Below are 13,925 nucleotides of genomic sequence, written 5' to 3' on the forward strand. Positions count from 1 at the left end.
AATTAAGAAATGAAATTATCTGGCCGGCAGCAGTTGTTGCCGGCCTTTTTATTTTAGAATAGAGGAGAGGGAATACAGGATACAACCGTTGAAAGATGAAATCCGAAAACAGTGAGCAGTGACTATTGTTAAGTCAATAGGCGATAGTAAATAGCCCGCTTTAAGAAATATCTTATACAACGAAGCCATGTTAGTTTAATCGTAGAGAAGCCTTGCATCGCGTCTCTACGATTTAACAGAACGATTTTCGAACAGAAATTTCACAATCATTATCAGCCCGCTGTTCCTTCTGCCTGCTGCCTTCTACCTTTTTTCATCCCATTTTCCCGCAGTTTAATCACATTTATTCCACTGCCACAATTCATTGCTTTAATCTTGCTGAAGCAATCGAGAAAATGAAACTACGCTGGAAAGATCATGAACTATTCTTTATAACTGTCCTTGCAATTGCGCAGGTTATTGCAGATCTTACTGCATTATATGCTCCGAAGTTTTCTAATTTTGCGTATCCGGAAAGTCGATTAGGCGGAAATGTCCTGAGAAATATCCTGATGCCACAGATGGGCTCAGTGTTACTTTTGTATGGAACGTATCTCGCCATTGTTTTTCTGATTATGCCATTGATAAGGCGCATACGTTTTACGGATATTGCGACAGTTTTTTCCCGCGCCACCGTTAAACTGATCGCATCCATTTGTACTCTTTCATTTCTACTTGCACTTGGTATTAACACTTTGGGATTCTACGCTCAGCCATGGAAATACAATTATGCCGGTTTTGGGATACTGGCTTTATTTGGATATAATGATGAACCATTAGCCAATATTTTTACAGGCACGGGCCGGGCGCTTGTTTTTGTTTCGATAGTTTCATTGATAATCTGTATCCGTGAGTTTATCTCCTGGCTGATCATCCGGAAAGAAAATGGGAGAGAGTTCAGGATAATGGTTGTAAACAATATCACTGCTCTGATGCTTTTGTATTTCGTCGTTCTCGTGTTGATAAATCCGTCGAATTACAGTTTCAGGATTTATATTGCCTATGTGACGCCCATTCTTGCAATTTATATTTACCTGACATTCGGGCTGTTTCCAAAGGCGCCTGATTTTTCATTCTCGGATCGGAAAGTCTGGCTCAGGATTTTTATCGCCAGCATCATTTGTATCATCCCGTCTTTTGTTTTTCTCGGAGAATCGAATAATGCTTTTCAGAAAATAATCTATTGGCTGATTATAGTCTTCCTTGTTGTTCCTCTCACCTTATTTCTGTTCCGTCAGCGGGGCGATCAGATCATGCAGTTGCGTGGAATGCAAACAGCCCTGGCTCGCTCGTCCGCAGACCTGCAACATTTACGCGCGCAGATCAATCCGCATTTTCTTTTCAATGCGTTGAACACATTGTATGGAACATCACTGATGGAGAAAGCGGATAAGACGGCAGAGGGTATTCAGCGACTAGGAGATATGATGCGATTCATGCTTCATGAAAACACCAGGGATTTTATTTCGATGGAAAAGGAACTGGACTACCTGCGCAATTATCTCGCACTCCAAAAATTAAGGACCGCAGTCTCGCCTTTTGTACGGATCGATGACAACCTGGATGAAGTAAAGTGCAAGGCAGGTATAGCCCCGATGTTGCTGATCCCGTTTGTGGAAAATGCATTTAAGCATGGCATTAGTCTGCAGACTGAATCCTGGATTCGTATACAACTTCAATGCTCAGGTAACGAAATTGAATTTGAAGTTGCCAACAGCATTCATAAGATATCTGAAAATGATCCCGAAAGAGATATATCAGGAATCGGTTTGAAGAATGTGACCGAAAGATTAAAACTGTTGTATCCGGGTAAACATAATCTGCATATCAGCAAAACCGATAATGAATATGTCGTTAAATTGAATTTATATTAAAATCTTATGCTTAAAGCGATTGTAGTGGATGATGAACCGATGGCGCTGGAAGTGGTTCGCGCTTTTACTGAAAAAGTTGTATTTGTTGATGTAAAAGGTTACTTCACCAACGGTTTTGAAGCATTGGATTTTCTTCGAATCCATGATATCGATCTTATTTTTCTTGATATCCACATGCCCGACCTGACCGGAATCGAAATGATACGTTCATTGCCGAAGTCTCCGATGGTCATTTTCACAACCGCATACAGCGAACACGCCGTCGAAAGCTTTGAGTTAAATGCAATTGATTATCTGTTGAAGCCATATTCCATGTCGAGGTTCCTGAAAGCATGTAATAAAGCATATGATCACTTCAAGCTGAAGCAGCATCCGTCGGGTGTTCCGATACCAGAGGACTACATCTTTATAAAAGACGGTTACGAACAGGTACGTGTTGATTTGAATGAAATCCGGTATGCGGAAGGAAATGGTAATTATATTGATTTTGTTCTCGAAAATAAAAAAGTAACCTCACGGTTAACGATGAACGAAGCTGAAGCATTACTCCCGGAAAATGCTTTTGTCAGGATTCATAGATCATATATCATTTCAAAAAAGTTTATTCGGAAGCTAACAAAAAAATCAATCTGGATCGGGCAGGCAGAAATTCCTGTAGGCGCGGCCTATGTCGATGATCTGGAGAATCTTCTAAAATAATTTAAGATGAAAAAACTGTTTATTGGTATGCTGGTCTTCGGACTGGCAGGTACAGGCTTTTGCCAAAACTCAAATGCCGTATCCAAAATCGATAGTTTGCTGAATGCATATGTAAGGCAGGACAAATTCAATGGTTCAGTACTGGTAGCTCAAAATGGAAAAGTATTGCTGGAGAAAGGATATGGTCAGAAGAATGCGGAACGGCGCCAGTTCAATGACAGTAATACTATTTTCAGAATATATTCCATTACAAAAATTTTCACCAGCGTTCTGATCTTAAAACTTGCAGAAGAAAATAAATTATCAATACAGGACAAGCTAAGTAAGTATTATCCGGATTTTCCCTCGGGTGCCAGCATCAGTATTTATCAGTTGCTTTCACATACTGCCGGTGTATATGATTATACGCATGGAAATGATATGAAAACCCAATCGGCGGAGGAAATGGTTCGTTTCCTTAAAACTAAAAGACTTGAATTCTCACCAGGCACAAAAATGAGCTATAGCAATAGCGGTTACTGGTTGCTTGGATTCATAATAGAAAAGACATCTGGTCTTAGTTACGGTAAGGCGCTGGAGAAATATATTTTTAAACCAGCGGGGATGAAACACAGTGGTCTTGATTTCAAATGGCTGAAAGATGCAAATCGAGCTACCGGCTATGCGAGGCTGACGTCAGATTCAAATCAACCTTCGGAAGTGTATGAACCACCTGGTCCTTATGCTGCCGGTGCAATACATTCTACAGTTGGTGATCTGTTCCGATTTTCAGAGGCGTTAAGCAAAGGAAAAATAATCAGTGCCAAAAGTCTGGAACTTGCGCAGACCAGTGTATTGCAGGGCTACGGACTGGGATGGATCGTTCAACAATACGATGGAAAAAAAATGGTTTCACACAGTGGAGGAGGAGCTGGATTCAGAACCAATTTCCTGATGATACCCGAAGAGAAAATATTTGTGACTTTGCTCGCTAATTCGGAGACTTCTAACACAGATTTGATTACCATGCGTATCCTTGACCTGGTACATGGAAAAAATATCCGGATGCCTCAGGAAATTATTTTGCCGAAAACACAATTGCAGCGATTAACCGGTACCTACAAAACATCCGAACCTGAATTGATTTTTTATGTAGGGGTTGCTGAGGAGAGATTACAGGTACAGGTATCGGGAAATCCTCCGCTTGCCGTTTTTGCAGAAGCGCCAGATAAATTTTTTGCTGAGGAAGCGGATGCTACTATTGAATTTCTGAAGGACAGTAGCGGGGGTTACAATAAGATACAGGTTGTGCAGAGAGAAAGAAAGTATTCAGGAAGGAGAATAGATGCTTATTGGGGTATCGTTGGTGATGCCGCATCGGTTGACTGGTTTAGCGATAAAGATATTCAGATGATTGAAGACCCTTCCGCGAAAAATATATGGCTGATCAAAAGTGTAAAACTGAATAAGGGTGAACTGAAATTCAGGTTCAATAAAGACTGGACAGTCAATGTAGGAATGGGAGCACAGGAGGGGAGATTGGAGAGAGATGGTAAAAATATTCGTGTTGAAGAAGGCATTTATGATATTGAAATTGATGTGGTTGAACTTAATTATAATCTGATTAGAAAAGTTAAAGTTGAATGAATGAAGCGAATGGCTTCTAACGTTATTAGCGGGTATCAACACTTCTTGATGATCTGCAAAAATATTTTAATGTCATTCTAATTGAATTCGGGGTCATCTGAAAAATGGTGTGTATAGGTTTGCATTGTGGGAGTCAATTTTCGAAAAATATTAATCCCCGTCGATTTTACTACAAATTCGAATACAGCAATTACAAGGGCGTTGGATTTTTGTGCAAATGAACCTGTGCATTTGTTTCTTGTACATTTTCATCTGCAGGTACCCGTAGGCGATATTGGTGCATATTATTTTTATCCGGGTCTGAATCTGCGACGTCAGAAAGTTCTTGAAGGAATTCTTTCACAAAAGTTCAAAGAAATTCTCGATCATATTCCGCTTACTGAAAACATGTGTATCGAAACGGCTGTAGTCGTTACCACGAAGGTGGAGGATGGAATTGTCGAGTTTTCGACCAGGCACAATATCGATCTTGTTATTATTGGTAAGAGGAAAAATCATATCATCTTTCCATTTTTAAACACGGTGGTTCCTTCAAGAATAGCATCGGGAACCGGAATCCCAGTTTTCACTGTGAGGAGCGGTGCTGCTGGTAATCCAATCAGATCTGTTGTAGTTGCTGTAGGCCGGGTATTTCCCGATAGAAAAATTGAAATGCTCGATGCATTAAGAGATAGATTTAACTTTGAACTGAATATCATTTCAATTGTTGAAAGAAAGAATTTAGTGGCAGAGGCCAAAAAAGTGCTGCACGAAGTGGTCAGTCGTTACAAAGTGAGGTTCAACGGGAAAATTAATAGCGAGTTATTTATCGCTTCAAATAAGGCCCGGGCATTGCTTGATCATGTGCAAACAATAAAAGCAGATTTGCTGATCGTGAGTCCTTTTTCTGAAACAAAACTGACCTGGACAGGAACGCATATTTCGGATGAGGTTTCATCTCAATCGGGTATCCAGGTACTGGCTGTAAGGCCTGTATAAAATCCCGGATACTGTTCCTGATTTTTAACAGTACTATTTTTTCATAATAAAGAAATTGCAATGTTATTAGCTACAGATCTTGATGGGACATTTTTAGGTGGGAGTCACTCGGACAGGCATGACCTTTATAATGTAATTAAAGAGAGTGATCATATCAGATTGGTTTTTGTTACCGGGCGGGGAGTCGAATCTGTAATTCCGTTGCTGAATGATTCTTTCATTCCAAAACCTGCTTTCATTATCGCTGATGTGGGGGCTACAATTGTCAATGGACATACGTTGGAATCTATAGAACCTTTGCAGAAAGAAATCGAAGATAAATGGCCGGGACAAACTAAAATATTTGAAGCTGTAAAAAATATAAAGGGACTTGAATTTCAAACAGTGCCTCAGCAACGGCGCTGTTCATTTCTTTTGTCAGATACTTCTGTACTCCCTGAAATCAATGAAATAGCTGATAGTTTAGGGTGTGATGTCATATATTCGGCTGGCAGGTTTCTTGATTTTGTAAGTAAGGGCGTGAATAAAGGAGCTACCTTATTAAATCTCACAAAGCTCCTCAGTTATACCTCTGATCAGGTGTTGGTTGCCGGTGATACGATGAATGATTTGTCTTTGTATAAACATGGGTTTAAAGGCGTCGTAGTCGGAAATGCCGAAGCTGACTTAGTGCGGAGTACGAGGTCCATCAAAGATATCTTTTATGCGGGTGCCAATGGAGCGGGGGGCATACAACAATCACTTCAACACTTCAAGTTCGCAAAAAAAAAAGTCAGTCCTGATTTTTCCATCTCTAATTCAGGTATATCAGAAGAGCTGATCATGATGTATCATCGCTTCCCTTATGAAATGAAGGAAGTGAATGGTGAAATGGTAAGAACACCCCAGGTAAGTCCGAATGGAATCATACCTACACTTAAAAGTTTTTTCTCGTCAGGAAGGAGAGGGCTATGGATAGCATGGGAAGAGGTAAGTGACAATGAGAACATACTTGAGAATATACATATTGATAGCGAGAAATATCCCAACCTGATCGCGTCACGGGTCGGGCTTACACAGGAAGAAATTTCAGTTTATTACAAGGTTTTTGCAAAAGAGGCATTCTGGCCTGTTATTTTTGGATTTGCAGATAAAGCACATTTCAATCATGAACATTGGAAACATTTCGTAGATATCAACCAGCGTTTTGCGGATAAAGCAGCGAGCGAAGCAAAGCCCAATGCCTGGGTATGGATTCACGATTATAATCTTTGGCTGGTCCCGGGGATGCTTAAAGAACAAAGACCTGATCTCAAAATTGCTTTCTTTCATCACACTGCATTTCCGGCCGCGAATACATTTAATATTCTGCCCTGGCGCAGGGAAATAATCGGTAGTCTGCTGCAATGTGATTTTATTGGTTTTCATATACCACGATATGTTGAGAATTTTGTTGATGTTGTAAGAAGTCTTTTCCCGATAAAAAAACTGGTCAGGGAAAGTTGCGCTCCCCGTTTTCTGACGTTTAGTTCGGCTATTGGTGTCAGTGAGATGGCTCATTCGCTTGTGGTGGGTGAGAACAGTGTAAAACTCGGGGCGATACCCGTCGGGATTGACACAAGGCAGATAAACAGGATCATGCAGAAAAAGTCCGTTTTTGATAAGATCATCGCGACGAAGAAAATGCTGGCAGGGAAAAAAATGATCCTGAGTGCAGAGAGACTGGATTATGTGAAAGGTCCTCTTGAAAAAATGCTTGCCTTCGAACAATTACTGGAACATCATCCTGAATTTCATGGTAAGGTTGAATTGGTCAATATCTGTACGCCACCGGCAGAGGGAATGAAGATTTATGATTCCATAAAGCTGGAAATCGAATCAGCTGTCGGGCGGATAAACGGACGTTTTTCAAAAATGGACTGGACGCCTGTGCGGGTTTTCTTCAGGTCAGTACCCTTCGAAGAAATACTGGTTTATTATGGGGCGGCTGACGTTGCCTGGATCACTCCTTTACGGGATGGATTGAATCTGGTAGCCAAGGAATATGTCGCTGTTCAGCATGTTGCAGCAATTGAAAAAGGAGTATTGATTTTATCTGAATTTGCTGGAGCGGCGGTTGAACTCCCTTACGCCTTGCTTACCAATCCATATGATCAGCATTCTCTGGAAGAAGTACTGGTTCAGGCACTGACCATGCGGGCTGATGAACGAAAAATGCGAATGGAAAGATTATACCAGCAGGTTAAATATTTCAATGTAGAGTATTGGGCCGACCAGTTTTTATCTCAGGCGTTTTTAGAACAGGATGAATATTTTGTAAATCCGGGAGTATTTGCCGCTGTCAACAATTAGTATCCAATCCGGACATTCATTTTTATTTATCCTCTTTCCGGCTTCCGCCCCGCGATTAAAGCTCATAATAATTTTATCAGCTGGTATTTATTTATGTGATCAGTTAACGGCAGCTGATGATGTCACGAAGACCCGCAGGGAGTCCTGGGCTGAGATAAGAGTAATCCAGATTCAGGCCGCGCACAATCAGCAATAGCCCGGTGAGTACAACAAAAAAGGGTAGCGCACGGCGTAAGCGATAACGCCAGTGAGGGTTCAAAACCTGTGGTCCCAAGCTGAACAATAGTAATGCAGGTAATGTGCCGCCACCAAACATTGCCATATAGCTGACGGAGGATATTATGTGCGAAAAACTCAGTGTAGTGCCGAGCGCGATATAAACCATTCCGCAGGGCAGAAGACCATTGGCGGCGCCGAGTAAAAAACGATTGAATAAGGTCGCCCGCTTTTTGAGCAATACAAAAATGACATTTCGCACCCTGTTGAAAAGAGGAGGACTATTGACCTGTTGATTAAATAAACGCGGATAAATCTGGATAAGAGCTACGATAACGAGGATAGTTCCGGCAGCAATGGAAAGCGATTGTTGCATTCCGGCGAGATATAAAAACCTGCCCGCCATGCCTGTAATCATTCCCAATACCATATACATAGTTAAACGGCCAGCATGATAAATATACAATGCAGGTTTTTTTCGCCGTTCGTCCATGCCCGTTACCGGTATCAATAAGGTCAGCGGTCCGCACATGCCGATGCAATGCAGACTGCTCGCAATACCCATCAGAAAACCACCTATTAGTACTGCACCGTTCATCAGGATAAATCCATTTGTTTTTCGAAATAATATGACTGGCCGCCGATTTCCCAGTATATCTTGACCATATAACTACCGGGCCGGAATTGTTCTTTTATATTCTGTTTCCCCTGCTCATCCGTTTTGAATGTCAATCGCTGGTCATTTTCTGCAGCATATGGACAATAAAACCAGATCGTGCCGTTGACAACATTGCCTTTGAATTCCTCTGGCAACTGTAAATTGACTGTTCCATCTGTTTGCACTATCTGAGGCAATGAAGAAAGCCGGTACACACGATTTTTGCCGTCTATAATTTGCTGGTATTTCAATTCACTCTTATAATATTCTTTCTCCACCAGCTGAAAATCGGTTTTGTATGCACGATACACCAGAAAGCTCATCATGCCAGCGAATAACATAAAACCGATCATTACTTTATATCCCCAGTTCATTGTTAGAATTTTAGTTGTTGTTGAAAGGACCCATGAAAACTGTTTTCATTTCAGTCAGCTTTTCATTATTGTGATACACTCCAATCCGTATCGGTGTTTTTCTTTTTCTGACCTCGTCATTGGGAAGTACCACAAAAAAAGTACTGCGACCCTGGTTCTCTTTGTTTACTGAAATTTTTTCTCCTTCTGTGGTGAGAATTGTTCCGTTAAGATCTTCGAGTTGAAGAGTTACGGGAACATCCTGATCGGTTTTGTTGACCATATTCAGGATATATACGTTGGATAAACTGTCTTTCCCTTTTTCCTGGTACAACATTCCCGGTGCGCGTACAATTGTTCCATCGATATTTTTCCTGGTCACTAACAATGCTGACAACAAGGTTGCGAGCGCCACCAGCACGACACTGTAAAATTTCATCCTGCCGGTAAACCGTAATTTTTTCCCTTCAGCGATTCCGTTTTCAGATGCGTAACGAATAAGGTCAAGCGGACGACCCACGGCTTCCATCATTTTATTACATGCATCGATACATGCGGTACAGCCTACACACTCCATCTGTGTGCCATTACGGATATCAATTCCGGTCGGGCAAACCTTCACACATTGAAAACAATCGATGCAATCTCCGGCAGCAGGATCATTTTGCAGTTTTCTGAATTTCGCTCTCTTTTCTCCGCGTTTATAGTCGTACGCAACAATCATACTGTTACGATCCATCAATACGCTCTGTAAACGACCGTAAGGACAAATAACAGTACAGATCTGCTCGCGGAAATAGGCATACACACCATAGAAAATTCCGGAGAAAATTATTAATGAACTAAAACCACCGAGGTGTCTGGAAACGGGCTCAGTAATTATTTTCCATAATTCGACAGTGCCAATAATGTAACTGAGAAAAAAATTGGCGATGATAAATGCCATCACAAAGAAAACAATATGTTTGGCCAGTTTTTTCCTGATTTTTTCTGAAGTCCATGGAGCAGCTTTCAGCAATTTTTGTTTTGCAGCATCACCTTCAATCCAGTATTCAATTTTCCGGAACAGCATCTCCATGAAGATGGTTTGCGGACAAACCCAGCCGCAAAACAATCTTCCGAATGCTGAAGTAAACAATACGATGAAGACGATAAATGTGATCATCGCTACTCCGAAAATGAAAAAATCCTGCGGCCAGAAAATTTTACCGAGTATGATGAATTTGGCTTCCGGAATATTGAGTTGCAGTGCCGGCCTTCCATTGATCCGGATAAATGGAACAGCAAAGAAAAGAATGAAAAATCCTATGCTTACCCATGTACGTATATTATATAATTTCCCCTTCGGCCTCTGCGCGAAAATCCATTTCCGTTTTCCCTGTGCATCCACCGTAGCGAGCCGGTCACGGAAGGAAACATTGGGTATACTCTTGTTTACATCATGTTGTGTCGATGAAGAGATCATTTCACACTTAATTTTTCAACAGTTGCTGTGCTGTCAGATGCAATTGCATTGTCAATTTCTCCCTGCGGAGCCTTGCCCCCGGGAGGATTCGTTCCGTGCAATGTTTGTATATAGCTGGCCACCTGGGCAATTTGTTTGTTCGAGTAAGTCGATTGCCACTGCGGCATGGCGTTTATACCATAACGAATGGTCTTAAACATTTTACTGATTTCACTGCCATGCAGCCAGTAATCGTCTGTTAGATTCGGTCCGACCTCACCACCGCCATTGTCTTTATGACAAACAGCGCATGATTTCAGATAGATTGCTTTTCCTGCGGACAGATCATCTGCAGATGTCAGCGCCACTACATTGTTTTCATTTACATCTTCACCTTTTTTGGCGAGATAGAGTTTTACTTCCTCATCAGCTTTCTTTACTGCCATCTGATATTCTTCTTCGCTCGATGGCGCTGAATGGGACACATGGTATCTCCATAAATAAATCACGGCCACAAAAATGGTAAGATAGAAGCCATACAGCCACCATGGCGGTAACCTGTTGTCAAGTTCACGAATGCCATCATACTCATGACCTAAATCAATATCGGCTTCCTGCTCGATAGGTTTAAACCTGTTGATCCGGTTCCACCAACGAACATTGTCTGATTCTTTTTTAACGATAGCAGTTGCGGCATACGCCAGGTCAGCTGTTTTTGTTTCTTTTTCTGTCTCTGCATCTCTTTCTTCCTTCGCTATTCTCCTGATATTAAACACCATTCCCAATGCAATGATCAATTCCAGTAAGATGGTGGAGATCATGATGAAGAAATCTGTTTTGCTGAGCCTTTCGTAGATGTATGGCGATGCAGTCACTGCGGTTTCATCCTGGCCAAAAACCACGGCGGACGATAACAGCATTATGCTCAGAATCACCAATGATCTGACTTTCCTGTTTTTCTTTTCACGTGCCAGTTTCGCTTTTGCTAACGTGAGCAGGATATTGGCGAGGAAGACTATCACCAGCAATAATGTAATCATGATTGCAATCAGGCTGATCGTCACAGGATTTTTTAATACCTGGTTGGTGGCTTTTTCCTGGGCGACTGCCGGCAACACAATAATCATTGCGATGACGCTGATCGGTATTCTGGCAGAAATTCTTGAAAATATATTTTTTAAAAGCATAGTCAGTTATTTCGATTGAACTAATCCAGGGGTATGCGACTGATTTCGTTGAAGATGGACTTCTTCGTGCGAAAAACCCAGGTGAGCATGGTAACAAAAAAGAGAACGAATATGGACAGTGAGATCATTCCATAGACATCAATGCCGCTTATTTTTTCGAGATAGTGAATGAATTTCATTTCCGTTACGGGTTTATTATTTTGGCTATTATTTGTTCAACTGAGCCGCAGTAGAATTTTGTTCGCCTTTGATATCACGTCCTATTCTTTGCAGATAGGCAATCAATGCTACAATCTCTTTGTCTGAGGCAGTATTAATCTTGTCTTTTTTGAGACCGGCAGTGATGCTATCTGCCTGTTGCATCAGGTCGCTGTTTGCATTCTGCGCATATCCATCTGCGTAAGGTACGCCAAGCTTTTGCATAGCGCGGATCTTTGCAGGAGTTGAAGCAGTATCGAGTCTGTTTTCGAGCAACCAGGCATATGCAGGCATGATGGAACCTGGCGACATCGTTCCCGGATCATACATATGGTTGTAATGCCAGCTGTCGGGATATTTTCCACCTTCTCTTGCGAGGTCGGGACCGGTGCGTTTACTTCCCCACTGAAAAGGATGATCATAAACAAATTCTCCGGCTTTGGAGTACTCGCCATAGCGCGCAACTTCATCGCGGAAAGGTCGGACCATCTGCGAGTGACAGGTATAACAACCTTCTCGGATATAGATATCGCGACCCTGCAGTTCAAGTGGCGTATATGGTTTTACGCTCGTGATCGTCGGTACGTTTGATTTGATCAGGAATGTTGGTACCAGTTCGATAAATCCGCCAATGGCAACAACGATCAGACTCAGCACAAGCAGGGTAGCTGGTTTGCGTTCGATGATTCTGTGCCAGTACTCTTTTTGCTCAGATTTTATTTTGATGAGAGGCATCGCTTCTGCAGGTTCATTTGGAACAAAACTTCCTGCCTTCATGGTCTTGTATAAATTGTACACCATGAAAAATGCGCCTACGAGATATAAGCTGCCGCCAATGCTCCTGAGAATATAAAATGGTTTGATGCTGTTGACTGTATCTAGAAACTGGAATTTCAATTGCCCTTCCGGGGTAAATGACTTCCACATGATGCTCTGTTCAAAGCCTGCCCAGTATAACGGCACCGCATAGATGACAATACCGATTGTACCCAGCCAGAAGTGATTTGTCGCAAGCTTTTTTGAGTATAGTGATGTTCCCCACATTTTGGGAACCATATAGTACAAAATCGCAAAGGCCATAAATCCGTTCCATCCCAATCCACCGATATGTACATGTGCAATCGTCCAGTCGCTGAAATGCGAGATGGCGTTTACGCTTTTCAGGCTTAGCAACGGGCCTTCAAAAGTGGCCATACCGTAGCAGGTGATCGCCACCACCATGAATTTCAAAACCGGATCTTCACGCACTTTATCCCATGCGCCGCGAAGTGTAAACAATCCGTTCAACATACCTCCCCAGCTGGGGGCAATCAGCATTACCGAAAACACAACACCAAGTGACTGTGCCCAATCGGGAAGAGCAGTATAGAGCAGATGGTGCGGGCCCGCCCAGATATAGATAAAGATCAGCGCCCAGAAATGTATTATGGATAAACGATAGGAGTAAACAGGTCGGTTTGCAGCTTTAGGCAGATAATAATACATCAAACCGAGTACCGGCGTTGTAAGGAAGAAAGCAACAGCATTATGACCATACCACCATTGAACCAGTGCATCCTGAACACCCGCATACCAGCTGTAGCTTTTCATGAAAGAAACCGGTATTTCAAAAGAGTTCACAATGTGCAACATGGCAACGGTTACCCAGGTAGCGATATAAAACCAGATGGCAACGTAGAGGTGTTTTTCCCTGCGCTTAAAAATGGTTCCAAACATATTGATTCCGAATATCACCCATACCAAAGTGATCGCGATGTCGATCGGCCATTCCAGTTCCGCATACTCCTTACCGGTAGTTTTACCCATTAGTAGCGTAATAGCGGCGGCAGCAATGATGGCCTGCCAGCCCCAGAAATGGATCCAGCTTAGTTTATCACTGAATAATCTTGATTTACAAAGTCTTTGCAGTGAATAGTAAATTCCGGCGAATGAAGCATTTCCAACAAATGCGAAGATGATCGCGTTGGTGTGTAATGGTCTCATTCTTCCGAAAGTAGTTGGTGCCAGACCAAGACTGGCCTGCGGATAATAGATCTGAATGGCTGCCCATAAACCGGCGAGCATACCAACTATACCGAATATAACAGTGGCCATACCGAAGGCGCGGACGATACTGTTGTCATAGTAAAAATGCTCTGTACGGAGCTGTACAGGATGTCCGTAGTCAGTTGGTTGGTTTTGTTTTGTCATCGAATAATATTCTTGATGCTGGTGAAAAATCATCTTCGAATTGTCCTGTCTTCACACTCCACAGAAATGCTGCGAGGAATACTGCAGCGATAGAGATACTGATGATTAACAGGATTATGATTACACTCATGT

At 42.1% G+C, this 13,925-nt stretch carries 12 protein-coding genes; 5 read left to right on the plus strand and 7 right to left on the minus strand.

The window, feature by feature from the left end; genetic code table 11:
- Nucleotides 1-395: 395 nt before the first annotated feature.
- The 5 genes from P2W82_RS14525 to ggpS all read left to right on the plus strand — a co-directional run bounded on the left by P2W82_RS14525 (nucleotide 396) and on the right by ggpS (nucleotide 7,547).
- Complete coding sequence (locus tag P2W82_RS14525) at nucleotides 396-1,913, plus strand: sensor histidine kinase (protein ID WP_336516625.1); 1,518 nt, start codon at nucleotides 396-398, stop codon at nucleotides 1,911-1,913.
- Nucleotides 1,914-1,919: 6 nt separating this feature from the next.
- Nucleotides 1,920-2,612, plus strand: coding sequence for a LytR/AlgR family response regulator transcription factor (locus tag P2W82_RS14530; protein WP_336516626.1), 693 nt, complete (start codon nucleotides 1,920-1,922; stop codon nucleotides 2,610-2,612).
- Between the two features lie 6 nt (nucleotides 2,613-2,618).
- On the plus strand, nucleotides 2,619-4,238 hold the full coding sequence (locus tag P2W82_RS14535; protein WP_336516627.1) for a serine hydrolase: 1,620 nt from the start codon (nucleotides 2,619-2,621) through the stop codon (nucleotides 4,236-4,238).
- A gap of 126 nt (nucleotides 4,239-4,364) precedes the next feature.
- Nucleotides 4,365-5,216 (plus strand): universal stress protein, encoded by an 852-nt coding sequence (locus tag P2W82_RS14540; RefSeq protein ID WP_336516628.1) that lies wholly within the window; start codon nucleotides 4,365-4,367, stop codon nucleotides 5,214-5,216.
- Between the two features lie 60 nt (nucleotides 5,217-5,276).
- The gene (ggpS, locus tag P2W82_RS14545) at nucleotides 5,277-7,547 is read left to right on the plus strand and encodes a glucosylglycerol-phosphate synthase (protein ID WP_336516629.1); all 2,271 of its coding nucleotides are present in this window, start codon (nucleotides 5,277-5,279) and stop codon (nucleotides 7,545-7,547) included.
- Nucleotides 7,548-7,650: 103 nt separating this feature from the next.
- On the opposite strand, the gene P2W82_RS14550 is transcribed toward ggpS, so the two are convergent.
- The 7 genes from P2W82_RS14550 to ccoS are packed head-to-tail and all read right to left on the minus strand — an operon-like array spanning nucleotide 7,651 to nucleotide 13,923.
- Nucleotides 7,651-8,361, minus strand: a complete 711-nt coding sequence (locus tag P2W82_RS14550; protein WP_336516630.1) for a sulfite exporter TauE/SafE family protein — start codon at nucleotides 8,359-8,361, stop codon at nucleotides 7,651-7,653.
- Nucleotides 8,361-8,795, minus strand: a complete 435-nt coding sequence (locus P2W82_RS14555; protein ID WP_336516631.1) for a FixH family protein — start codon at nucleotides 8,793-8,795, stop codon at nucleotides 8,361-8,363. Before P2W82_RS14555 ends, P2W82_RS14550 begins: the two co-directional genes overlap by 1 nt.
- Before the next feature lie 10 nt (nucleotides 8,796-8,805).
- Entirely contained in the window at nucleotides 8,806-10,239 is a 1,434-nt protein-coding gene (gene ccoG / locus P2W82_RS14560) for a cytochrome c oxidase accessory protein CcoG (protein WP_336516632.1), read from the minus strand.
- The gene (locus P2W82_RS14565; protein WP_336516633.1) at nucleotides 10,236-11,405 is read right to left on the minus strand and encodes a cbb3-type cytochrome c oxidase N-terminal domain-containing protein; all 1,170 of its coding nucleotides are present in this window, start codon (nucleotides 11,403-11,405) and stop codon (nucleotides 10,236-10,238) included. The genes ccoG and P2W82_RS14565 overlap by 4 nt, the downstream gene beginning before the upstream one ends.
- Before the next feature lie 20 nt (nucleotides 11,406-11,425).
- Entirely contained in the window at nucleotides 11,426-11,584 is a 159-nt protein-coding gene (locus P2W82_RS14570) for a CcoQ/FixQ family Cbb3-type cytochrome c oxidase assembly chaperone (RefSeq protein WP_336516634.1), read from the minus strand.
- Nucleotides 11,585-11,612: 28 nt separating this feature from the next.
- Nucleotides 11,613-13,793 (minus strand): cytochrome-c oxidase, cbb3-type subunit I, encoded by a 2,181-nt coding sequence (ccoN, locus tag P2W82_RS14575; protein WP_336516635.1) that lies wholly within the window; start codon nucleotides 13,791-13,793, stop codon nucleotides 11,613-11,615.
- Nucleotides 13,768-13,923, minus strand: a complete 156-nt coding sequence (gene ccoS, locus P2W82_RS14580) for a cbb3-type cytochrome oxidase assembly protein CcoS (protein ID WP_336516636.1) — start codon at nucleotides 13,921-13,923, stop codon at nucleotides 13,768-13,770. The genes ccoN and ccoS overlap by 26 nt, the downstream gene beginning before the upstream one ends.
- Nucleotides 13,924-13,925 lie beyond the last annotated feature (2 nt).

Source organism: Pollutibacter soli (assembly GCA_029269725.1).
Lineage (GTDB): Bacteria > Bacteroidota > Bacteroidia > Chitinophagales > Chitinophagaceae > Pollutibacter > Pollutibacter soli.

What these genes read in the sequence shown, in the direction of transcription:
- P2W82_RS14525 (WP_336516625.1), top strand. Translation starts at nt 396, where the DNA reads ATGAAACTACGCTGGAAAGATCATGAACTATTCTTTATAACTGTCCTT.
- P2W82_RS14530 (WP_336516626.1), top strand. Translation starts at nt 1,920, where the DNA reads ATGCTTAAAGCGATTGTAGTGGATGATGAACCGATGGCGCTGGAAGTG.
- P2W82_RS14535 (WP_336516627.1), top strand. Translation starts at nt 2,619, where the DNA reads ATGAAAAAACTGTTTATTGGTATGCTGGTCTTCGGACTGGCAGGTACA.
- ggpS (WP_336516629.1), top strand. Translation starts at nt 5,277, where the DNA reads ATGTTATTAGCTACAGATCTTGATGGGACATTTTTAGGTGGGAGTCAC.
- P2W82_RS14550 (WP_336516630.1), bottom strand. Translation starts at nt 8,361, where the DNA reads ATGAACGGTGCAGTACTAATAGGTGGTTTTCTGATGGGTATTGCGAGC.
- P2W82_RS14555 (WP_336516631.1), bottom strand. Translation starts at nt 8,795, where the DNA reads ATGAACTGGGGATATAAAGTAATGATCGGTTTTATGTTATTCGCTGGC.
- ccoG (WP_336516632.1), bottom strand. Translation starts at nt 10,239, where the DNA reads ATGATCTCTTCATCGACACAACATGATGTAAACAAGAGTATACCCAAT.
- P2W82_RS14565 (WP_336516633.1), bottom strand. Translation starts at nt 11,405, where the DNA reads ATGCTTTTAAAAAATATATTTTCAAGAATTTCTGCCAGAATACCGATC.
- P2W82_RS14570 (WP_336516634.1), bottom strand. Translation starts at nt 11,584, where the DNA reads ATGAAATTCATTCACTATCTCGAAAAAATAAGCGGCATTGATGTCTAT.
- ccoN (WP_336516635.1), bottom strand. Translation starts at nt 13,793, where the DNA reads ATGACAAAACAAAACCAACCAACTGACTACGGACATCCTGTACAGCTC.
- ccoS (WP_336516636.1), bottom strand. Translation starts at nt 13,923, where the DNA reads ATGAGTGTAATCATAATCCTGTTAATCATCAGTATCTCTATCGCTGCA.